This is a genomic window from Rheinheimera sp. F8, from assembly GCF_001518915.1.
Map to the genome: position 1 here is coordinate 3,850,929 of NZ_CP013656.1, position 22,349 is coordinate 3,873,277.

Here is a 22,349-nt window from a genome sequence, read left to right on the forward strand (position 1 = left end):
AGCAGGTTGCCGTGACCACCGGCAACTCAGAAAGTAAAAAATGTACACACTTGAACAAAGCGCCGCAAGCCATCCGCAATTTCCTCCGGACAATAGTCAATCTGGTAACCTGGTTGAAACATTTTGCTGATATACACCAGGCGCTGAACTTTCTGCACTGCAGCACCATACGACAAAAGCGGCCATATCCGCCGGCGATGCTGGATTTTGTACACTTTGATACAGATCGCAGCCAGCAGGCGCTTAACATGCCAACTGAACAGTTCCAGTTCTGTATTGTTGATAATCCTGTTGGCGAGGCCCGCTATGAAGTATGTCCGTGTCGGCGTGATGGATAAACTGCCAATGCTGCTGCAACAGCGTTATGCGGTGGATCTGCAGCAGTTTGGCAATGAAATCAGCTTCAATTTTGCGCTGTTTCAACAACCTGATTTGTTATGTCCGCTGGAGCTGATGGTAAACCTGCTGGAGCATTGTGCCGTCCGCACCCGCTGCGATCATTTTGGTGCTGTGCTCGCCCAGTTGCAGAACCATGAATCGCTTGGTCTGATGCTGCTGTATGGCGCCAGTGCCGATAATTTGCAGCAGGCACTACACAGTATCATTGACAATATCCATCTGAATGCCAGTGGCGTCAGCTATCAGCTCGTCAGCGAAGCACTGTACAGTTATTTGTTGCTGCATCTGCAGCATCAGGGCAGCTGTCGGCAGGCCGTGCTGTTTACCCTGACCCAATGCTACACCCTGTTGCGCCGCCTGACCGCCAATCAATGGCGGCCGCAGCGGCTCTGTCTGAAACAGTCAGCCCCGCCGCAGGTAACAGCCCTGAAGCAGCTGTTTGATATGACCATCCAGTTTAATGCCGATTTTGATGGCTTTATCTTTGACCGGTCGCAACTCGGTCTGGCCATCACCAACAAAGACCGGCAGGTATTCACGTTTATCCAGGATTATCTGAAATTGTCCGGTCAGCAACGACCGGATTCCAAACTCAGCAAAATCAAAGCGGCAATACGCGCAGGACTGATGCTGCATCAGCGCTGCCAGTTAACTGATCTGGCGCAGGAACTGCACATGAGTGTCAGAGCTGTGCAGTATTATCTGCAACAAAACCAACTGAAATTTCAGCAACTGCTGGCGCAAGTAAGATACGAGTTGGCCTGTGATTTATTACATAACAGTGAGCAACCGGTGTCAGTGATTGCAGAGCAGGTGGGTTTTGCCGATGTCGCCGTATTTTCCCGTAGTTTTAAAAAGTACATTGGGATCACCCCCAGTCAGTTCCGTCGCCCGGCCAGTTCACAGCTCAATACTGAAACAGTACACCGGTAAACCAGATATCGTGTTCCCTTTTATCCAACAATCCACTGCGCCGCAGTTCCCGCGGTAAATATTCCCTTTTCCAGTTCAGTACCAGACTGGTCTTTGCACTGACCGCCCAGCTGGCTGCCAGTTTAAATGAACTGAGGGTCTGCGCACCCGGCATAACCGGCAATGCGTCCGGCGCCGCACCATTCAGCGGGTGCGAAAAATAATAGTTGCTGTAGGCAGAGTCGAGTTGGCGGATCCCCAGACTGGTTTGTACTGCAAGCGACTGAGCAATAGCAGCGTAACTGATTTCACTGGCCCACTCCCGTCCCTGATGCACCCCACTGAGATCCTGATGCAACGCCGACTGCAATTGCCAGCCCGCGTGCTGATAAAGCACAGTAAATCCCCCGAGATAACTATAATGCCGTCCGCCAGCGTCTGCGGCGGCCGGATCGAGGCCGTCAAACAATCCAGGCGTTTTCCCCTCCCCGACCTGTAAGCCGGCAGGCAATGACGACTGGTCGCCGTGGCGACGTAAAAGCATGGCGTCAAAACTTTGTTTTGTTGTCAGATCAAAGGACCAACCCTGGTGCGAAACAAGATTCAGCCCCAGATCGAGGTTTTCGATATAGAATTTTTTATAGTACAGCTGCCAGCGTGGCAACAGATAAAACCCGCGGTCAGGATCCTGCGCCAACAGACTTTCATAGCGACCATAGCCAAGGCCAAACAATAACCGGAATTGCGTCGCTGTGACCGCATCACTGGCCTGGGCAGCATAAGATCCAGGCAAAACCAGGCAAAAACAGACAGCCGGCAACATACTTTTCATAAGGTCAGACTTCAGCGTAACTTTTGCCGGGTTATATATCAGAACAGCCCGCAATCCCCAACCAAACCCGGTCAAATTGTACAGAATGATACAAATTGACAGCGGCCTTTCTGCCACCGCCCAAGTCAGAGGCAAAGCTCAGGGGCAAAGGTCGCAGGCACATGACGCAGGCACAAGTCGCAGAAGCAGACGCAGGACATGTTGCATGGGCAGTTCAGCCGCCATCTTGCCGCAGCGTTCCCCTCAGGACAGGCCAATGATTTGCGCAAATTGTCAAAAAAACAGCGTGAATTGCCAAAACCTGCACTTCGGCGCCAGTTAGATTAGGACACAACAGTTCCTGCAGTACGCACTGCAGCTGTTAAGACCATGTTGTCGTTCGGCGGCGCTGATCATTGCCCGGAAAATCAACGATCAGCGCAGTTGGATCTGACCCGGGTTACAATCAGATTTCTGCTGTTTATTTTTTCCAGACCGGCTGACCTGCCGGTTTTTCTGTTGCTGCAACTCACTGCTTATTGCCGATTTTCAGCTCAATTAGCCACAGATTTGTACACTTTCGTACAGTTTTACCTCAGTACTGCGCTGTATAAACAAGTCTTTCCGGGCGTCACCATAACTAAAAAACCAGCACCAAGTTCCCGGAGGAATTGTGAAACTACATTCTGTCTCAGTCGCTGTACTCGCAGCATTATCGTCCGCCAGTATTGGCCTCAGCGCAGCACAGGCTGCGTCGGCGGGTCCACTGCTGCAACCTATGGCCGTTCCAAGTGCCGAGGCGCGATCACAACTACAACGCGGTGCGAAAGCCCGCCAACTGGATGTCCGTCAGAACAACGGTCAGAACCTGACCATCGCCCGTCGTACGCCGGCCGATAAATTTCAGCCAGAGGCCGGATTAACCGGCGAACAGCAATATATAGTCGAACTGTTTGGTGACACTGTCCTGGCCAGCAGCCAACGCCAGGCAGTCGCGCAGGGCGAACAGACACAGTCACTGAAAGGCAGTCAGCTGCAGGCGCCGGCAGTTGTTGCGGCGGCTTACCAGGTGGAACAACTGCAAGCCGATGTGTTCCAGCAAAGTGCAGCATTGCTGGGGCGTCCTTTAGATATTGCTCAGCAGTACACAACAGTGATCAACGGCTTCAGTACCCGCATGACACAGCAGGAAGCGCTGAAACTGGCGGAGCTCGGCGCGGTGAAACGCATCAGCCGGGTGAAAGTGTATCAGCTGGCGACAGACGCCGGTCCGGCCCTGATTAAAGCGGATAAAGTCTGGACAGGCCAGACGGTTGCAAACAAAGCGTTGCAAGGTGAAGGGGTCGTCGTTGGCATCCTCGATACCGGTATTAACACCGATCATGCCAGCTTCCAGCCCGTTGGTGCCGATGGTTATCAGGTGATAAACCCATTAGGTGCAGGTCAATATCTGGGGGATTGTGCCAACAATCAGTTTGCCGACCGCTGTAATGACAAATTAATCGGCGTGTTCAGCTATAAACAAATTACCGATGCCTACAAAGCAACTGAATTCCAGGACCCGGCGAAGCCACATTACGAACCGAATATCGCTATTCGTCCCGCCTTTGGTGAAGACTACAACGGCCATGGCTCTCATGTCGCCAGTACCGCTGCAGGCAACGTATTAACCGATGTACCGTTGCAGGGCAACTCCGGCGCAGTGGGTGACGGCGTCGATACCGGCTTCCGTTTTAGTCAGATCTCCGGCGTAGCCCCGCACGCCAACGTGGTGGCATTTCAGGTCTGCTGGCCAGGCAGTTCAGGCGACCCCTATGCCGGTTGCCCGGGCGATGTGTTAATTGCCGCAGTGGAAGATGCAGTCAAAGCCGGCGTCGATGTCATTAACTTCTCGATTGGCGGCTCTGAAGATTCACCTTGGGAATCAGCGCTGGAACAAGCTTTTCTGGCCGCTCATGACGCAGGCGTCACTGTGGCAGCCGCAGCAGGTAACTCCGGCACAGACGGCAATGGCGAAATCATGGGGCAGATTGACCATAGCTCACCGTGGCTGATGAACGTTGCCGCGTCCTCACATGATCGGATCATCGCCATTAGCGGTAAAACCCTGACTGGATTCAGCGGTGGTGAACAACTGCCAGAAACCATCACAGGCGCCAGTATTTCCGGCGAAGTCAGCGGACCTGTCGTGCTGGCAGCTAATTTTGGTGATGCGAAGTGTCTGGAACCGTTCCCGGCCGGAACATTCAGCCAGGGCGAAATCGTGGTTTGTGAGCGCGGTGAAAATGCCCGCGTGGCAAAAGCAGGCAATGTGCTGGCTGGTGGTGCAGCTGGTTTTGTGCTGTACAACACATCCTGGGACAGCAGTTCTGCCGATGGCATGACCTTTAACGATGTCTACCCGTTACCAGGTATCCATATTGATACCAATGCCGGCTCGCAATTGCTGACCTGGCTGGCCACAGGCACGGACCACAAGGCGACAATTACAGCCGCAACCATTGCCAGACAACAAGATCCACAGCATGCCGATATGCTGGCGAATTTTTCATCACGCGGTCCAAGCACCTATGTGACTGAACATTTGATCCCAATGATCGCTGCACCTGGTGTCAATATTTTCGCCGCCAACGCCGATGATCAACCATTTACAGCGGCACCAAACGCCAGCGATTTCACCACAATGAGCGGCACATCAATGGCATCGCCGCATGTGGCGGGTGCCATGGCTCTGGTCCGTCAGGCCCACCCGGACTGGTCGCCTTCTGAAGTACAAAATGCGCTGCAGATGACTTCAGTCCAGACTTTACGTTATAAACCATTTGAATGGTCTGACGCTGAGCCTGCGGGTATTTACCGTGCAGGTTCCGGCCGCATTGATGTTCAACGCGCCATCAACAGTGGTTTGCTGATGCACGAAACCGTGCAGAACTTTGCCGCGGCAGATCCGGCAAATGGTGGTGCCGTGCGCCAGCTGAATATGCCGGAACTGGTCAATATGAATTGCAGCGAAACCTGCAGCTGGATCCGTACTTTTGAAGCGACCCAGGATGGTGACTGGTCGGTTGAAAGCGCCACCGGTGAAGTGTCCTTTGAACTGAAAGCCACACCGGCCCGTTTTTCACTGAAAAAAGGCCAGAAAATATCGGTAATGTTCGAAGCGAAGATCCTCGACAGCCAGTCAAATTCACACAATTCCGAGCAGGAAATCCATGGGTCAGTCCGCCTGGTACCGCAACAACCGAATACGCCAGCCGTGTATTTGCCGGTGGCCGTGAAATACAACCATGGCGTACTGCCGGAAAAACTGCAGGTCACGATGAACCGGGGCGAAGGCCGCCATCAGGTCAACGACTGGGCACTGCCGGAGCTGAAATCCGCGACTTACAGCGCAGCGGCGCCGGTCAAAGGTGAAGTACGTCAGGTGACCTTACCGCAGGATACTGATTTCTGTGGTTTTGCCTGTGATCATGTGATCAGTGATGCCGAAGATGTAACCCTGCTGGACGTACCGGCCAATACTGCCCGTTTAATTGTTGAAGTGCTGAAACGGACTGACACCACTGCCGATAAAAAACAGCTGTGGAACGCTGGTGACGCCGATGTCTTTATCGGGATGGACCTGAACGGCGACGGCATCCCGCAATGGGATACTGAAGCTATTTGTATGTCAATTTCTGAAGAAGTCACCGACTATTGCAATATCAATAATCCGGCTGCAGGCAAGTACTGGGTCGTGGTGCACAACTTTATCCACGATTCGAGCCAGCGCATAATCGACAGCTATCAGGTCGCGACCGCCATAGTACCAGCCACATCAGGCAATACGCTGACGCTGACAGGTCCGGCGCAGACCGATGGCCTGACAAAATCAGATTTACTGCTGAACTGGAAACTGCCGCAATCTGCGACCGGCGAAGTGTATTACAGCATGTTGAATATCGGCTCCAGCAGCACGCAACCAGCCAATATTGCCAAAGTGCCATTAAAGCTGATGCGTGGTGACGATGATATCGCGCTGAGCGCTTCGCAACAGGCTGCCCGGGCAGGTCAAATCATCGACATGCAACTGGACGTGATGGCAAACCTGGATGGTTACGATCGCAGCCTGGCTTTGAAATCAAAATTACCGGCCCATCTGACGTTGATCCCAGGTTCAGTGAAAGTCCCGGCTGCCTTGCAGAAAGACTTAAAAGTGGAAGGGAATGGTTTTAGTCTGAACACCACACAACCAAACTCACTGGATTGGCCACGCAGCTACAAGCTGACGACCAATAAAACGGATGCCATGTGTAAGGTGCCGGATTTAGGTCAGGCCAACAAAGGTGGTTATGTCGACCTGGCACAATTTGGCTTTTATCCGCAAACTGGCGGCGACTGGAATGATAACGTAGTGCTGGATTTAGGCTGGTATTACGGCGGCGATGTCAAAACTGCGCTTTATAACAATCTGGACCATGCCGGCAGCAGCAATCTGACATTGAGTCCGATGGGTTACCTGCAACTGGACCAGATGCCATTATTTTTCCCACAACATGCCAGCCTGCCGTTTGATGGTTTTCCTGATCAATTAGTCGCACCATTGTGGCGCGGAGTCACAGTGATCGATGGCAATATTGATTGGGGAACGTTACGCACGCCGCTGAATGTCGATATCTGGAACCCGCAAAACACCTCAGGGATGAGCATGGGCTTTACGGCCGATGGCCAGATGGTCATGGAATGGGATAACGCCAGAAGTTCAGATAGTGTCTACGATGAACAAACCGGCACGTCGAGCTGGCAAGATCGTGGCGACATGTATGACTTTGAAATTATCTACAACCTGAATTACCGCCACGGTGAAGGCCAATATGAAATAGTCATGGCCTATGACAACATTGAGTTTGGCAACGAAGCGGGCGCCGGCTCCATTGGTGTGAAGGGTTATGAGGGTTTCCGCGCGTCGTTTGGTCCGGCCGCCGGCTACCTCGGTACTCAGTTTGCGCTGGATGATCTGCGCGATAAAGTAACGGATGGTCTGGTCACCTGTTACGACTATCAGGGTCCTGAGACTTCGGCATTCCAGCTGAGTTTCCAGGTTCGGGTGAATAATGCTGCCACAGGCACAGTACAACCGGTCCAAGTGGAAGTGACCCGTGATGGCCAGGCGTCAGACACGTTAGTTCAGCCGCTCGATATCCGTGGCAATCTGAAACTGGGTGAACTGAGTGATCTCAGCATCGCTGAAGACACCGAGCTGAAAGGTCTGCAGGTGGTTTATTCTGATGACAACAATGTGGCAAATACCATCAGTGTCACTGGTGACAACATCAGTGCCACAGTGCAAGGTCATACCTCAGGTTCACTGATCAACGTCAAACCGGCGAAAGATTTCAGCGGAACGACAACAGTGACAGTCACGGTCACTGATAACGAGCATCCGTCTGACAAAGTCAGTACCAGCTTTAAACTGACGGTCACGGCCGCTGACGATGCACCAGTCGCAGCAGTCGCGCAAAACACCTTGTCAGCGACGGCCGGGGACGCTGTAACCCTGGATGCCAGCAGCTCGAAAGATGCAGACGGCGACACACTGACGTACAGCTGGAGTGGCCCGGGCACTATTGCCAATGCCAACGCTGCGAAAGCAACAGTGACAGGTCTGAGTGCGGGCAGTCATGTGTTCACTGTGACAGTGTCTGATGGCAAAGCACAAAGCACAGCAACAGTCACAGTCACGGTCGCTGCGGCGCCGGTGACGACGACACCGGAACCTGCCAAATCCTCGTCAGGCGGCAGCTTTGGCTGGTGGAGCTTGCTGTTATTAGGATTATTACGCCGCAGCAGATAATGTGATGGCAAAGTGATCTGGAAGCCAAGCGGCCGGGATATCCCGGCCGTTTTTTTTTAACCAATTCATCAGCAAGGTTGATGTTGAAACCCGACCGCCAATGCAAGTGCCCTGACCTGCCACACCACTCAACTTCTGCTGATCGACGCGCCACCATCAACCAGCGAGGCAGTGCCGGTGACAAACGACGAATCGTCAGATGCCAGATACAACACCGACCGCGCCAGTTCTTCCGGTGTGGCGACCCGTTTTAACGCGTGCAGGTTGGCGATATAAGCCTGGGCTTCGGCACTGTCATTCATCTGACGATACATCGGCGTATCCACAGCGCCTGGCAATATCGCATTGACCCGGACCTGTTGCGGGCCAAATTCAGTGGCCAATGCCTGAGTTAAACCAATCAGTCCGGCTTTGCTGGCTGCATAGGCCGCCACGCCGGGGAAAGCAAAACTGTAACCGACAAAAGTCGAGGTAAAAATAATCGAGCCGCCGCCTTGGTGTGCCATCACTGGCAGCTGGTATTTGGCACCTAAAAAAGCGCTGGTCAGATTGGTTTGTAAGGCATCGTTGAACCCCTGCGCCGAAACTTCAGGGCTTGGTCCCATTTCGCCTAAAATGCCGGCATTATTAAAAGCAATGTCGAGCCGGCCATATTGCTGCAGCGCTAACTCCACCAGCGCTTTGGCATAGACTTCTGACACAACGTCCCCCGCCAGCGCGATGGCGTCACCACCAGCAGCTTTAATCTGTGCGACCAGACTGTCTAACTCCACCTGGCGCCGGGCACCAACCACCACGCGTGCGCCTTCTTGTGCGAACAACAACGCCGTGGCCCGGCCAATGCCAGAACTGGCGCCTGTGACAATGGCGACTTTACCGGTTAATTTTTTCATCATTGCATCCTCGTAATTTGCTGGACGAAGCCCGATGCTTCGTTGCTGGACATCATATTGATTTGCAATTCAGTGAAACAGACGGCAAATATGTAGCTATTATTCAGCTTTTATGAATCTCAGGAGTGGTGATGGACAGGCTCAGGGCGTACGAGATATTTATGACGGTGGTCAACAAAGGTAGCTTCAGCAAAGCTTCGGATTTGCTCGACACCTCACCGGCCAATGTCACCCGTTATATCAATGATTTGGAAAGCTATTTAGGCTGTCGGCTGCTGAATCGCAGCTCACGTAAGTTATCGTTAACTGAAAGTGGCGAGGCGTTATTCGAACGCTGTAAAACCATTCTGTCCGAAGTGGCCGAAACCGAAGCGCTGGTGTCGTCTGCTGCAGTGCAGCCCAGAGGGCGTCTGCGCATCAATGCACCGCTGAGCTTTGGCATTTTGCATCTGGCGCCATTGTGGCCGGAGTTCAGCCGGCGTTATCCGGAACTGGAGCTGGATATCACCTTGATTGACCGCGTCGTGGATATTGTCGAAGAAGGTTATGATTTGGTGATCCGCATTTCACGAAGTGGCTCGGTTAATCATGCCGCACGCAAACTAGCCAGCTCGCACAATATCCTCTGTGCCTCTGCGGCATACCTGAAACAATTCGGCACGCCACAAACACCGGCCGATTTGCGCGAGCATCAATGTATTACTTATCTCTACTCCGGCGATGAATGGCATTTCACCGACAGCGCCGGTAAAGCGCATCAGGTCAAAGTCAGGGGAAAAATTCACACGAATAACGGTGATACCGCCAGAGCGATGGCGCTAGCCGGCGCCGGAATTATCTGGCAACCCAGTTTTTTGATTGGGCCTGATATCGCGTCCGGCGCCTTAGTGCCGCTGTTACCGGGTTATGAACTGCCGGATATTGATGTGCTGGCGATGTATCCGAGCCGCCGCCATCTGAGCGTCAAAGTGCGGGTACTGATTGATTATTTAGTCGAAGTCTTTGCCGGCACGCCGCCATGGGAAAAGCCTAAAACAGCACTTTAAACGGTGCTGTTTTAGGCTTTGTACCAGTTAAACGCCTGCGTTACAGCTGGCTCATGCCACCATCAACAATCAACTCAGTGCCGACCACAAAGGCAGAATCCGCCGACGACAGGAACAACACCGCACTGGCCAGTTCTTCCGGCGTACCAAAACGTTGCAGCGGGATCTGCGCCTGAATGGCTGCCGCCATTTGTTCCAGCTGCGCGCTTTCCATGCCAAGGCGACCATACAATGGTGTGGTCACCGGGCCTGGGCTCACCACATTGACCCGCACGCCCACTGGCAATAATTCTGCCGACAAGGTTTTAGCCAGCGAGATCAGCGCCGCTTTGCTGGCGGCATAGACCGAAGATGACGGCATGCCGATATGCGCATTGATAGAACCGTTCAGCACAATGGCCGCACCACGATTCAGCAATGGCGTCAGCGCCTGGATAGTAAAATACGCACCTTTAACATTGACGTTAAAGGTCTGGTCCCACAAAGCTTCGTCGATATCAGCAAAGGCAGCAAACTTCGCCACACCGGCATTGATAAAGATCGCGTCCAGCCGGATCTCCTGCGCAGCTAAAATCCGCGCCAGTTCCGCAGCAGCACGGATGTCACCCTGGTCATTTTGCAGCGCAATCGTATCAGCGCCAATCAGCGCTTTCGCCTGATCTAATGTGGCCTGATCGCGCCCGGTGATCACCACCCGAGCCCCTTCTTTGGCATATTGAATTGCGGTAGCCAGACCAATACCACTGTTACCGCCGGTGACTAATACTGTTTTGTTGGTGAAACGATTCATAAAAACATTCCTCTTGTGATTTGGCTTGGCTGACAGCGGCGATATGGCGCACTGACAGCCGGTTGATTTCTTCCGGCGCTTGCCGTGAACACAAGATATGAGATCAGGAAAAATCAAACAAAGGGGTGAATGTTGATAATGGCTTCAGCTTTTATGAACGATGAAAACAAACCACTGCCGTGTTGCAGGCAGTGGTTGTCAGGAAGGCGCGACGGTCGGAGGGTAGCGGCAAGCAAAGCGCCGCCGTACCCACCAGTTACAGAAGATCGTAGGTAGCGGCAAGCAAAGCGCCGCCGTACCCACCAGTTACAGAAGATCGTAGGTACCGGCAAGCAAAGCGCCGCCGTACATCGTCAACCAAGTATCGGCAACACTATCACCTCAAAACGGCAACTGGTCCAAAATCTCGTCGTCGACGCGATTCGCCAGCGTGACCTGCAGCTTTGGCGTGCGGGCCATTTCGCGTTTGATGGCAAAATCGGCCTCGCTGTTACGCGCCCAGCTGCGTCGTGCGATGCCGTTGTTGACGTCAAAAAACAACATCGATTTCAGGCGGCGATCTGCTTCGGCCGAGCCGTCCAGCAACATGCCAAAACCGCCGTTCATCACTTCGCCCCAACCGACGCCGCCACCGTTGTGGATCGACACCCAGGTCGCGCCACGGAAGCTGTCGCCAATCACGTTGTGAATGGCCATGTCGGCGGTAAAACGGCTGCCGTCATAGATGTTGGAGGTTTCGCGGAACGGCGAATCGGTGCCGCTGACGTCGTGATGGTCACGGCCTAATACCACAGGGCCAATCTCACCACGCGCAATGGCGGCGTTAAAGGCGGCGGCGATTTCAGCGCGGCCTTCAGCGTCGGCATATAAAATCCGCGCCTGCGAGCCAACCACCAGCTTGTTTTGCTTGGCGTCTAAAATCCAGGTGATGTTGTCCTGCATCTGCTGCTGAATGTCTTCCGGCGCTTCTAACATCAAACGCTTGAGCACTTCTGCGGCAATCGCATCGGTTTTATCCAAGTCTTCCGCTTTGCCAGAGGCACAGACCCAGCGGAACGGGCCAAAACCATAGTCAAAACACATCGGCCCCAAAATATCCTGCACATAAGACGGATATTTAAAATCGATGCCGTTTTGCGCCATCACGTCACCACCGGCGCGCGAGGCTTCCAGCAAAAACGCATTGCCATAGTCAAAGAAATAAGTGCCTTTGGCGGTGTGTTTATTGACGATGGCAGCGTGGCGTTTCAGCGTGTCCTGCACCTTGGCGTGGAATAATTCCGGCTCTTCGCGAATTAAACGATTCGATTCGTCATACGAAATACCAACCGGGTAATAACCACCCGACCATGGGTTATGCAAGGACGTCTGATCTGAACCTAAGTGCACGAAAATATCTTCGGCATCAAAGGCTTCCCACACATCAACCACATTACCAATATAGGCAATCGACACCACTTCTTGTTGCGCTTGTGCTTGTTTCACGCGGGCGATCAGTGCAGGCATGTTGTCGATCAGTTCATCGACCCAACCCTGCTGATGCCGTTTGGTCGCCGCTTTTGGATTCACTTCCGCGCACACTGTGATGCAATTGGCGATATTGCCGGCTTTGGGCTGCGCGCCGCTCATGCCGCCTAAACCAGCGGTGAGGAAAATCTTGCCGTGTGGTGTATCGCCTTTTTGCAGCACTTTACGAAATGCGTTCATCACCGTGATGGTGGTGCCATGCACAATGCCCTGTGGGCCAATGTACATAAAAGAGCCGGCGGTCATCTGGCCGTATTGCGTCACGCCTAACGCATTAAAACGTTCCCAGTCATCCGGTTTGGAATAATTCGGGATCATCATGCCGTTGGTCACGACTACGCGCGGTGCTTCGACCGACGATGGGAACAGCCCCATCGGGTGGCCGGAGTACATATGCAGCGTCTGGTCTTCAGCCATTTCACTTAAGTATTTCATTGTTAAGCGATATTGCGCCCAGTTCTGAAACACAGCGCCATTGCCGCCGTAGGTGATCAGCTCTTCCGGATGCTGCGCTACTGCTGGATCTAAGTTGTTATCGATCATCAGCATAATGGCGGCAGCTTGTTGGCATTGCGCCGGGTAATCGCTGATCGGCCGCGCTTTGATGGCATAGTCCGGCTTAAAGCGGTACATATAAATCCGGCCGAAGTCATTCAGTTCGCGGGCAAATTCCAGCGCCAGCTCGGCGTGCCAGGCCTTTGGGAAATAGCGCAGCGCATTACGCACCGCCAGCTGTTTTTCCGCTTTGGTTAAGATGTCTTTGCGCTTCGGCGCCCGGTTGGCATCCGACGGGTACGGCTTCACTGCCGGCAGCGTGGCCGGAATACCTTGTTTAATCTGATCCTGAAAATTCATTCTGCTGTCCTTTAAGAAAATCAGCTTAATTCAGCGAAAAGTTGACGGTCAACGCTTGGGTTTTTACCAGCTTGATCATCGCGTCGATATCCGGTTTTAACAGGCGATCTTCTTCCAGCTTGGTCACTTTATCGCGGATAATCGCATGATTTTGTTCAATTAAATCTGAACAGGTGTTCGGCCGGCGGAACTCAATGGCCTGAGCGGCATACATCAGTTCAATCGCCAGGATCTTCTCCAGATTGCCAAGGATTTGATTCAGTTTGCGACCGGAAATACTGCCCATCGACACGTGATCTTCCTGCCCCATCGAGGTCGGCACGCTGTCGGCCGATGGCGGAAAACACAACGATTTGTTTTCGGTGACCAGTGCCGCCGTGGTGTATTGCGGGATCATCAGGCCGGAATTGAGGCCACCGGCTTTGGTCAGCAGGCGTGGTAAACCATGCAGGCCTTCGAGCAGCAGATAACAGCGGCGATCGGAGATATTGCCAAGTTCAGCCGCGGCAATTGAGGTGTAGTCCAGCACCATCGCCAGTGGCTGACCGTGGAAACCACCACCGGACAGTGCTTCTTCCGCGCTGATGATGATCGGGTTGTCGGTGACTGAGTTCATCTCAATCTCAACCAGCTCTTTTAAATGGTAAAAAGCGTTGCGCGACGCGCCGTGCACCTGCGGGATACAACGCAGCGAATACGGGTCCTGCACGCGGGCGCAACCCGTGTGTGATGCCATATTCTGAGAGTCTTTGAATAAACGGCGCATCCGCGCGGCCACTTCGATATTGCCGGCAAAAGGCCGGATCTCATGCAGTTCCGGTCGAAACGGTGAACCACTACCCTGCATACCTTCGATGCTCATTGCACCGGCCACATCGGCCAGGTCGAGCAAATACTGCATTTTGGTCAGCGCAGTGATGCCGTGCGACAGAATAAACTGGGTCCCGTTAATCAGCGCCAGGCCTTCTTTTGCCTGCAGTTCCAGCGGCTCTAAGCCATGCTGACGCAACGCTTCAATCGCCGGGATCGCCTCTTTGCCTGATGTAACACCAGACGGCCAGAATTCACCTTCGCCAATCAGTGGCAGAAACAGATGCGACAGCGGCGCTAAGTCACCAGACGCACCGACCGAGCCTTGCTCCGGCACGACGGGGATCAAATCCAGCTCAACAAACTTCAGCATCCGTTCGATCACTTCGAGCCGAATGCCGGAGTAACCCTGACACAGCGCATGCACTTTGGTGATCAGCATTAATTTTGAAATTGGCTTGGCGATGGCTTCACCGACGCCGACCGCATGGGTGATCAGCAGATTCTTCTGTAACAGTGCAGTTTCGGCTGGGGAAATTTGTGTGTCACACAAAGGGCCAAAACCGGTATTAATGCCATAGATGGCTTTGTTGGAGGCCGCCATCACTTCAACATTGCTGCGGCTTTGCTGGACGCGGGCGATCGCTTCAGCACACAGCTCAGCTTTGATAGTGCCATCGGCAATGCCATTAACCGTCGCTAAATCCAACCGGTCTATCCCGTATTTAAACGCCATCTGTGACTCCTTATTCATGTCTGTCTGCTGTGTCAGGCGCACCTAAATCTAAAGGCCTGACAAAGGATTGATGAACGCATGCTAGCTTGCCACTGATGTTTTATAAATACATAATAATCGTAACTCATTCCGGTTTTGTCGAACTAAAACCAACCCCAAAAGGCCACTGTCTGATGCAGGTTCAAGACGTCGATTTACGCTTGTTGCGTATATTTGTCACTATCGTTGAATGCGGCGGATTGTCTGCCGCCGAGTCGCGGTTAAATATCGGTCGCTCGACTATCAGTACGCATTTGTCGGACTTAGAGATCCGGCTGGGCTTGAAGCTGTGTAAACGCGGCCGCAGTGGTTTTGAGCTGACCGATGCCGGCCGTATCACCTATCAGGCGTCACTGGAACTACTGCAGCAATGCGAGACTTTTGCCAGCACCGTCGCCGGCTCCAGACATCAGCTGGCCGGCCGCGTCACTATCGCCATTATTGATACCTTGGTCAGCGACCCGCGCTGCGGTGTAGCGCAGGCGATCGCCCAGCTCAAAGCCAAAAGCGATAATCTGCAGTTTGATATTTATGTCTGTGAAGCGCGTGAAGTGGAAACCTCAGTGGCAAACGGCCGCTCGCCGGTTGGTATCGGCGTCTCCCGCCACCATATTCGCGGCCTCGATTATGTGCCGCTACACAATGAAACCAACTTCCTGTATTGCGGCAAAGGCCATCCGTTATTTGACTGCGACACGAAAGAAATCAGCAAGTTATTAGCGCAGGCCGAAGTGGTCACCAGCAACTACCTGCGTGACAAAGAAAGCCGCAACGACGGCCTGAACTACCAGAACAGCGCCAGCGCCTATCATGACGAAGGGATTGCCCATCTGATTTTATCCGGCCAGTTTATCGGCTATTTACCCGAGCATTACGCCAGCTACTGGGTCGACAAAGGCCTGTTTAAAGCCATCCTGCCCGAGCGCTACCACTACCAAATCCCGGTGATGCTGATCACGTCAAAAAGCAACAGCGCATCGCCGCTGGCACAGGCGACGATTGAGGTGATCAAAGCATGTCATTTGGAGTGAATAGCGCCACTTTTCAACTCTAAGCCAGTGGCGTTGCCGAACTGACAATCCTCAACACCATTCAGGCTTTCACACAGTGGTCATCCCTTCGTCAGTTAACTGTCATGTTGGCTCAATAGCCTGTTGCTTTTCTCAGTGGCAGCTTAATAAGGAATGATATGAAAATCAGTACGCTGGTCGGCGGCATGGCGGTTGCTTTGTTGCTTGGTGGTTGCAGTCTGGATGGTGATGACGGCCAAAATGGTAAAGACGGTCAAAACGGCGGTAACGGTGCCAATGGCAATAATGGCCTGAACAGTCTGCTGAAACAAAGTGCGGTGCCAATGGCCCATGCCGAGTGTTTACTGGGCGGGAAGCGGCTGGATAGCGGCCTTGATAAAAACAATAACAATGTACTGGAAGACAGTGAAATCACGCAGACCAGCTATTTGTGTCAGGCCAGCAACTACGCCACCGCCGGCGAGCGTTTACCGTATACAGTGCTGCGCAACGATTTAGCCAACGGCGCTTTACCCGGCAGCAATTTTGAGATCCGCAACGGCGGTTTTGGCTCTGACTTAACCGGCCACCCCAGCAAACCGCTGCAGTTTTATGCGCTGACCGACCGTGGCCCCAATGCCGACTACACCGGCAGCCTCGGCGCCGGCAAAATGTTCCCGGTTCCCGATTACACACCCCGCATTGGCTTATTTGAAATTCTGCCATCCGGCGCCATCCGCCAGCTGCAAAGCATTTTATTAAAACGGCCGGATGCCAAATTAATCACTGGTCTGCCAAACCCGGCTGGCCTTGGCGCCACCAATGAAATTCCATATCTGGCTGATGGTTCTGTCGCACGGCAGGATCTCAGCAAACCTTATGATGCGCAGACCAACCCGTTTTTACTCGACACTTATGGCCTCGATCCGGAAGGCCTGGTGGCGATGAAAGACGGCAGCTTTTGGGTCAGCGACGAATATGGTCCGCACATTGTGCATTATTCGGCACAAGGCATTGAGCTGGGCCGGATCAATCCGTTTGCCAGCGACAGCCGCAACCAATACACCTTACCGGCAGAATTTGCCAAACGTCGCGCCAACCGCGGCATGGAAGGCTTAAGCATTACGCCGGATGAGAAGTTTCTGGTTGGCATTATGCAATCGGCGCTGGGCAATCCAAGCAGCGCGACGCACAACAGCGACCTGACGCGGATTGTATTTATTGAACTGGCCAGCGGCAAAATCAAACAGTATCTGTACAAGCAAGAAATTAAACAAAACTCGAACTCAGCGGTGATAGCGCTCAGCGCCACCAGCCTGCTGATCCTCGAGCGTGACGGCGAATTTCAGGAGAAAAAACCCGGCGCGATGAAACATGTCTACAAAGTAGATTTGAGCAAAGCGACTGATCTTGAACAAGTCGTGCCGACTGTCGATTTGGTTCAGCACGCCACTCTGGGTCTGACTGTCGCTGGCCAAAGCCTCGAGCAGCTGGTGATCAGCAAAGGCTGGGACGGCCTGACTGCCGCCGGTATTGTGCCGGCCAGCAAAAAACTGCTGGTCGATATGGTCGCTGCGGTGAACTACCCACACGACAAAATGGAAGGCCTGTGGCGTATTGACGGGCAACGCCTTGGCGTGATTAACGACGACGACTTTACCACCTGGGTCAATAACAACAAACTGGAGCAAAAGTACCTGGACCCGGCGAACAGTAAAATCGACGGTAATACTTTGTATATCATGGAAAAACTGGATTTAAATCCGTAACAGCCACTGCTACTCCGGCAGCATCAGCCCCCACTGTGGCGCTGATGCTGCTTCTGACTATTTGCGGCAAGGCCATGCATGCCGGTCACTACCTGTTCTGGTTAGAACCTAGGTTCAACATACAAGGTTCGTGCAAGCGTCAGCCCGCTGGGCGTCACACGCCGTACATAATGCCACCACTCGCTTTTCTGATGTTCGCTATTGCCACTTCGCCAGCATCGCTGGTGCCGGGTATGCAGGCTTGCAACAACACCACTACTTTGCAACACTGGTTACTTCACCGCATGGAGCGGACGAGACGTAAAGGAATACGCATGCAGGACAGCAATCTGTTATTGATGTTAAACGCTATCGGTACCGCTTGTACTGTGCTGTTGGCCCATAGCGCCTTCCAACTTCCTGCACCGGCTACTATGCAGCAAAAACGGGCATTGCGTTATTTTCGTCTGGCACTGGTGGGCTGGGCGCTGGCATTTGCGATTGGTTCGCTGCAGTTGTTCAGTGCCAATTGGCCGGCACTACGACCCGTGTCAATTTTGTTCGCGAACCTGACCTACTGCAGCAGTTACTTTTGCATTTTGGTGGCTGTCGCGACCCGCTATCAGTACAGTGCTATTGGCATCCGTACCTGGCATTACGCCGCGTTGCTGGCTTTGTGCAGCATGCTGGTTCTCGCACTGCTTGATAACTTTTTATTGCGTAATCTGCTGATCCCTACCCTTTGTACGCTGTTGCTCGGGTTGGCGCTACGGCTGAGTTATCTGCCCGCCAAAGCGACAGTCCAACCCCGGCACCGCGGCGACCAATATCTGCGGCTTAGTTTGTTGCTGCTGTTACTAAATCTGTTGCTGACCAATCTGCTGATGGTGCCTCTGACAGCGCCTGGGATCCCAACTTCGACCCGTCTGCTGATGTTTATCTTACTCAACGGCATTCTGTTGACCAGCGCGATAAATTCAATTTTTCACTACGACCTGACCGAAAAGATCCGCCACGAAGGCCAGACGGATGCATTAACCGGTGTGTATAACCGGAAAATTCTGCCGCAACTGCAGCCACAGGCTGCCGACTGCGTGCTGATGGCAGATCTCGACCACTTTAAACGCATCAACGACACCTATGGCCACGACGCCGGTGATTATGTGATCCAACAATTTGCAGTATTGCTGCAGCATGCAATACGCCCTGCTGATGCCGTGATCCGAATGGGTGGCGAAGAGTTTCTGATCCTGCTGCGTCAGACTGACATCAGTGCCGCACAACAGATCACAGAACGGCTGTGCCGGCAGGTCGCCGCCACCGCGCTGAATTTTAATGGGACTGCACTGCAAATCACCGCGAGTTTTGGCCTGTGCCCGGTCGGCCAACACGATCTGACCCAAGCCGTTCAACAGGCCGACCAACTGCTGTACCTGGCTAAAAAACAAGGTCGCAATCGGCTGGTAACCAGTTGAATGGGTATGGGATGGCTGTTGCCGAAAATGCCCCACCGCTAGCGCAATGCAAACAACAATAGGTCGGACACTCCATCAAAAAGTGGCCACCGCGCCCATCATTGATTGAGTGGCCTTGCCATCACCGATAGCCAGTGCACTGCACAGATTGGTTAAGAACAGGTACCACATTGTGTCTACTTCATTGAACGGCAGCGGCTTTGCCCGCCGGCAATGGCGTAGTGACCGCCAGGCCGGACGGTGGAGTGCCGAACTTATAGACCGACACGCCAATGCCAAAACCGACAAAGTGCTGACCGTCGGACACAATGCGGATTTTATTCACGGCTTTACCCATCTCGACCCGTGTCCAGCTTTTGCCACCGTTCTGTGTGGCAAAACCACTGGTACTGGTGCCAACCCAGCCAGTTTGTTCGTCGGCAAAGCCGATACCAAACTGCCGCACCGCATAATCATCGACCAGCGGCACTTCCTGCCAGGTGTTGCCGCCATCCAGGGTTTTGGCGACAACCCGCTGGCTCACTGTTTTATCGGTATCATAATTTTGTACTGTCACATAGCCCACCTGCCGGCTGGGGAAGGGTTGTTTCCAGGCTATTTCATGCGGGCGCGCCGAGGAATAGACACGCCGCCAGGTCTGTCCACCGTCGCGGGTAGCAATGATCACCGCATGAGAACGACCGATATTGGCATCATCCGCACCGACGACAATGCCATTCATTTCATCAAAGAATTTAACGTCGGTGATGGCGGCAATATGCGCATTCATATCGATGGACAACCAGCTGTGTCCGCCATCAAGCGAACGCAGCAGAAAAGCCGGACCGCCGACCCGCCCGGCCGCATGGACGATGGTCCGCTGATCCAGCACACCTGCGTTGACAAAAGCGCTGTGCACGACGTCAATCGCACAGAGCCCCTTCACGGCAACGCCAGTCAGATTTTTCACCGGCGCCCAGCTGACGCCGCCATCTTTGGTCTGATACAACGGCGTGGTATCTGTCACGCCGGGAAAATAATCGGTGCCAATATTGCCGGCAAAACCGGTATTCGCATCAACAAAACCAATAGTGCGGAAGTAAGTGCCAGGCTGGTGCAGCACGAGCTGCCAGTTCTGGCCACCATCAACAGTTTTGAAAATTTTGCCCGCGCCATTGACGTAAAATCCGCTCTTGGCGTCAACAAACACGATGTCATCCTGCTTGCCACGATAGGCTTCGGTGTTCAGTTTGAACCACTTCGCATTGGGCTGCGCTGTCAGCGCTTTTGTCGCCGGCGTCAGCGCTGTGGCAGATGCAGTGTGGGCAGAACCCGCATCGGGCGCCACGGCACTACAGGCACTTAGCAGCATTGTGATCATCAGGGGCAGCAGCAAGGGCCCGCTCAGCTGCAAGGCTCGCGGGCCGGAAGAGTTCATGCGCATCGGTGTCATTGACTGATATCCTTCAGTTAAAGTGATTATGTTGTTCCCGGTTTCTGTTTGCAGCACATACATCGCCGGCGCCACCGGCAGCGTGCTTGCGCAAAACCCAATGATTTACGCGGCCACATTCATGGTAATAGCCATGGCGATAGTTACTGGAAGAGGTCATTTATCTTGGCGTACTGCAACAACATAATGGTTTTCCCATCCACAATGTCACCCGCAGCAATCATCGCGTAGGCCGTCGCAAAATCCAGTTCCAGCACTTCAATATTCTCCTGCTCGCTGGCTAAGCCGCCACCCTCGCCTGTTTTGTCAGCATCGGCGTATTCAGCAATAAAAAAATGCAGCAGTTCGGTCACCGACCCCGGCGACATATAGGCTTCGAATATTTTTTGCGGTTTATCAATGCGATAGCCGGTCTCTTCATGGGCTTCTCTGACAATGCAGTCAGCCGCATTGTCACGTTCCAGCAGCCCGGCACAAGCTTCAATCAACAGGCCCGTTGCGTTGCCGTTGATATAAGTGAGAGTATAAATTTTTCTATGTAAGTGGCTGTTTATCATAACGATATACGGTCACCGTACATGATCATAAACTGCGTCATCGCAGGCTTCCAATCGCGCAGCGGCATTGTCCACTTTTTGGCGATTTGATGTAAAGCCAGATACAGCAACTTCAGCACTGAATCATCATTCGGGAATGACCGCCTGGTCTTGGTGACCTGACGCAGGCTGGCATTGAGCGATTCAATCGCGTTGGTGGTGTAAATCACTTTGCGGATTTACGGTGGATAATCGAAGAACACACTCAGCTGCGTCCAGTTGTCGCGCCAGGATTTACTGATACTTGGATGCTGCTTATCCCAAGCCTCAGCAAACTGCTCCAGGGCTTGCTCTGCCTGCTTTAAGGTGGCTGCGCCGTAGATAGTTTTCAGGTCGGCCGCGACCGCTTTGCGCTCTTTCCAACTGACAAAGCGCAGGCTGTTGCGGATTTGATGCACGATGCACAGTTGGACCTGCGTGTTCGGATATACCGCTTCAATGGCGTCCGGGAAACCTTTGAGGCCATCAACACAGGCGATAAAGATATCGTCCAGCCCACGGTTTTTCAGCTCGTTCATCACCGACAGCCAGAATTTGGCCCCTTCGGTTTGCGCTAACCACAGGCCCAATAGCTCTTTTTCACCGTCGCAATTGACCCCCAGAGCCAGGTAAACCGATTTGTTCTGTACGCTGCCGGTTTCACGGCTGCGGACCACTAAACAGTCCAGATACACGATGGGATAAACCGGCGCTAACGGCCGTTGCTGCCAGGCTTTGACTTCGTCCAGTACGGCATTGGTGACCTGAGAGATAAACGTCGGTGAGACCTCCACACCATACACGTCTTCGAAATGGGCCTGAATGTCGCGGGTTGACATGCCTCGGGCGTACAACGAGACAATGCGCTCATCAAAGCCTCCCAGCTGTTTTTCACCTTTTTTAATCAGCTGCGGCTCAAAGCTGCCGTTGCGGTCACGCGGAGTTTCAATATCGATGTCGCCATGGATACTACGAACCGTTTTACGGCTTTTACCGTTACGGGAGTTACCGGTGTTTTTACCGGCTGCATCATGTTTGGCATAACCAAGATGCTGCTCCATCTCGGCTTCAAGGGCTCGCTCGGCAAGCTTTTTGGTGAGCTGTTTGAGTAGACCTTGTTCACCCAGCAGGTCTTCAGGGGATTTGTAGTCAGCTAACAACTGGTCGATAAGCTGGTCTGATACTGGCATTCTTATGTCCTTTCAAATACATAGGTAGAATGCCACTTACACAGATCTTTTTACACTCTCCTTGCTCATTGCACTAGTTTCTATTATTTATTAGTTATGTTTAACCAAAAGTAAGCTTTTAGGCAACGTCTATAAGGCCCGAAGTAAATTCTTCACCTGTGTTGCAACCCCAAACGGATGTTCACAAGATTGTTTTGCAGAGAACGTCTCCCTTACACAAACACGAGGTTATCTTATGTACACACATCGCCTTCGCACGTTAATGAAA

Annotated in this window: 14 protein-coding genes and 1 pseudogene; 7 read left to right on the top strand and 8 right to left on the bottom strand. The window is 53.1% G+C overall.

What is annotated here, in order from left to right:
* The first annotated feature begins 11 nt into the window (after positions 1–11).
* Positions 12–338 carry a hypothetical protein gene (locus tag ATY27_RS17165; RefSeq protein ID WP_208931817.1) on the top strand — a complete coding sequence of 109 codons (327 nt, stop codon included), beginning with the start codon at positions 12–14 and terminating at the stop codon, positions 336–338.
* Positions 307–1,332, top strand: coding sequence for an AraC family transcriptional regulator (locus ATY27_RS17170; protein ID WP_208931818.1), 1,026 nt, complete (start codon positions 307–309; stop codon positions 1,330–1,332). Before ATY27_RS17165 ends, ATY27_RS17170 begins: the two co-directional genes overlap by 32 nt.
* On the opposite strand, the gene ATY27_RS17175 is transcribed toward ATY27_RS17170, so the two are convergent.
* Positions 1,307–2,143 (bottom strand): MipA/OmpV family protein, encoded by an 837-nt coding sequence (locus ATY27_RS17175; RefSeq protein ID WP_208931819.1) that lies wholly within the window; start codon positions 2,141–2,143, stop codon positions 1,307–1,309. The genes ATY27_RS17170 and ATY27_RS17175 overlap by 26 nt on opposite strands.
* Before the next feature lie 652 nt (positions 2,144–2,795).
* On the opposite strand from ATY27_RS17175, the gene ATY27_RS20030 reads away from it, so the two are divergent.
* Positions 2,796–7,955: a S8 family serine peptidase gene (locus tag ATY27_RS20030; protein ID WP_279614566.1), complete on the top strand. Its 5,160-nt coding sequence runs from the start codon at positions 2,796–2,798 to the stop codon at positions 7,953–7,955.
* Between the two features lie 128 nt (positions 7,956–8,083).
* Here the strand turns inward: ATY27_RS20030 and ATY27_RS17185 are convergent, their stop codons facing one another.
* Positions 8,084–8,851, bottom strand: coding sequence for an SDR family oxidoreductase (locus ATY27_RS17185; RefSeq protein WP_208931820.1), 768 nt, complete (start codon positions 8,849–8,851; stop codon positions 8,084–8,086).
* A 128-nt stretch (positions 8,852–8,979) separates the two neighbouring features.
* On the opposite strand from ATY27_RS17185, the gene ATY27_RS17190 reads away from it, so the two are divergent.
* On the top strand, positions 8,980–9,894 hold the full coding sequence (locus ATY27_RS17190; RefSeq protein WP_208931821.1) for a LysR family transcriptional regulator: 915 nt from the start codon (positions 8,980–8,982) through the stop codon (positions 9,892–9,894).
* Positions 9,895–9,934: 40 nt separating this feature from the next.
* Here the strand turns inward: ATY27_RS17190 and ATY27_RS17195 are convergent, their stop codons facing one another.
* From ATY27_RS17195 to hutH, 3 genes are all read right to left on the bottom strand, one after another.
* Positions 9,935–10,684 carry an SDR family oxidoreductase gene (locus ATY27_RS17195; protein ID WP_208931822.1) on the bottom strand — a complete coding sequence of 250 codons (750 nt, stop codon included), beginning with the start codon at positions 10,682–10,684 and terminating at the stop codon, positions 9,935–9,937.
* 381 nt (positions 10,685–11,065) lie between these two features.
* Complete coding sequence (locus tag ATY27_RS17200; RefSeq protein WP_208931823.1) at positions 11,066–13,066, bottom strand: urocanate hydratase; 2,001 nt, start codon at positions 13,064–13,066, stop codon at positions 11,066–11,068.
* A gap of 25 nt (positions 13,067–13,091) precedes the next feature.
* Positions 13,092–14,612, bottom strand: coding sequence for a histidine ammonia-lyase (hutH, locus tag ATY27_RS17205; RefSeq protein WP_208931824.1), 1,521 nt, complete (start codon positions 14,610–14,612; stop codon positions 13,092–13,094).
* Between the two features lie 173 nt (positions 14,613–14,785).
* Between hutH and ATY27_RS17210 the strand changes: the two genes are divergently transcribed.
* The 3 genes from ATY27_RS17210 to ATY27_RS17220 all read left to right on the top strand — a co-directional run bounded on the left by ATY27_RS17210 (position 14,786) and on the right by ATY27_RS17220 (position 18,884).
* Positions 14,786–15,682 (top strand): LysR family transcriptional regulator, encoded by an 897-nt coding sequence (locus tag ATY27_RS17210; protein ID WP_208931825.1) that lies wholly within the window; start codon positions 14,786–14,788, stop codon positions 15,680–15,682.
* A 158-nt stretch (positions 15,683–15,840) separates the two neighbouring features.
* Positions 15,841–17,430 carry an esterase-like activity of phytase family protein gene (locus ATY27_RS17215; protein WP_208931826.1) on the top strand — a complete coding sequence of 530 codons (1,590 nt, stop codon included), beginning with the start codon at positions 15,841–15,843 and terminating at the stop codon, positions 17,428–17,430.
* 314 nt (positions 17,431–17,744) lie between these two features.
* The gene (locus tag ATY27_RS17220; RefSeq protein ID WP_208931827.1) at positions 17,745–18,884 is read left to right on the top strand and encodes a GGDEF domain-containing protein; all 1,140 of its coding nucleotides are present in this window, start codon (positions 17,745–17,747) and stop codon (positions 18,882–18,884) included.
* Between the two features lie 181 nt (positions 18,885–19,065).
* Here the strand turns inward: ATY27_RS17220 and ATY27_RS17225 are convergent, their stop codons facing one another.
* From ATY27_RS17225 to ATY27_RS17235, 3 genes and pseudogenes are all read right to left on the bottom strand, one after another.
* Complete coding sequence (locus ATY27_RS17225; protein ID WP_208931828.1) at positions 19,066–20,316, bottom strand: hypothetical protein; 1,251 nt, start codon at positions 20,314–20,316, stop codon at positions 19,066–19,068.
* A gap of 143 nt (positions 20,317–20,459) precedes the next feature.
* Positions 20,460–20,873 carry an NUDIX domain-containing protein gene (locus ATY27_RS17230; protein ID WP_208931829.1) on the bottom strand — a complete coding sequence of 138 codons (414 nt, stop codon included), beginning with the start codon at positions 20,871–20,873 and terminating at the stop codon, positions 20,460–20,462.
* A pseudogene (locus ATY27_RS17235) lies at positions 20,870–22,081 on the bottom strand (IS256 family transposase). The gene ATY27_RS17230 and the pseudogene ATY27_RS17235 overlap by 4 nt, the downstream one beginning before the upstream one ends.
* Positions 22,082–22,349 lie beyond the last annotated feature (268 nt).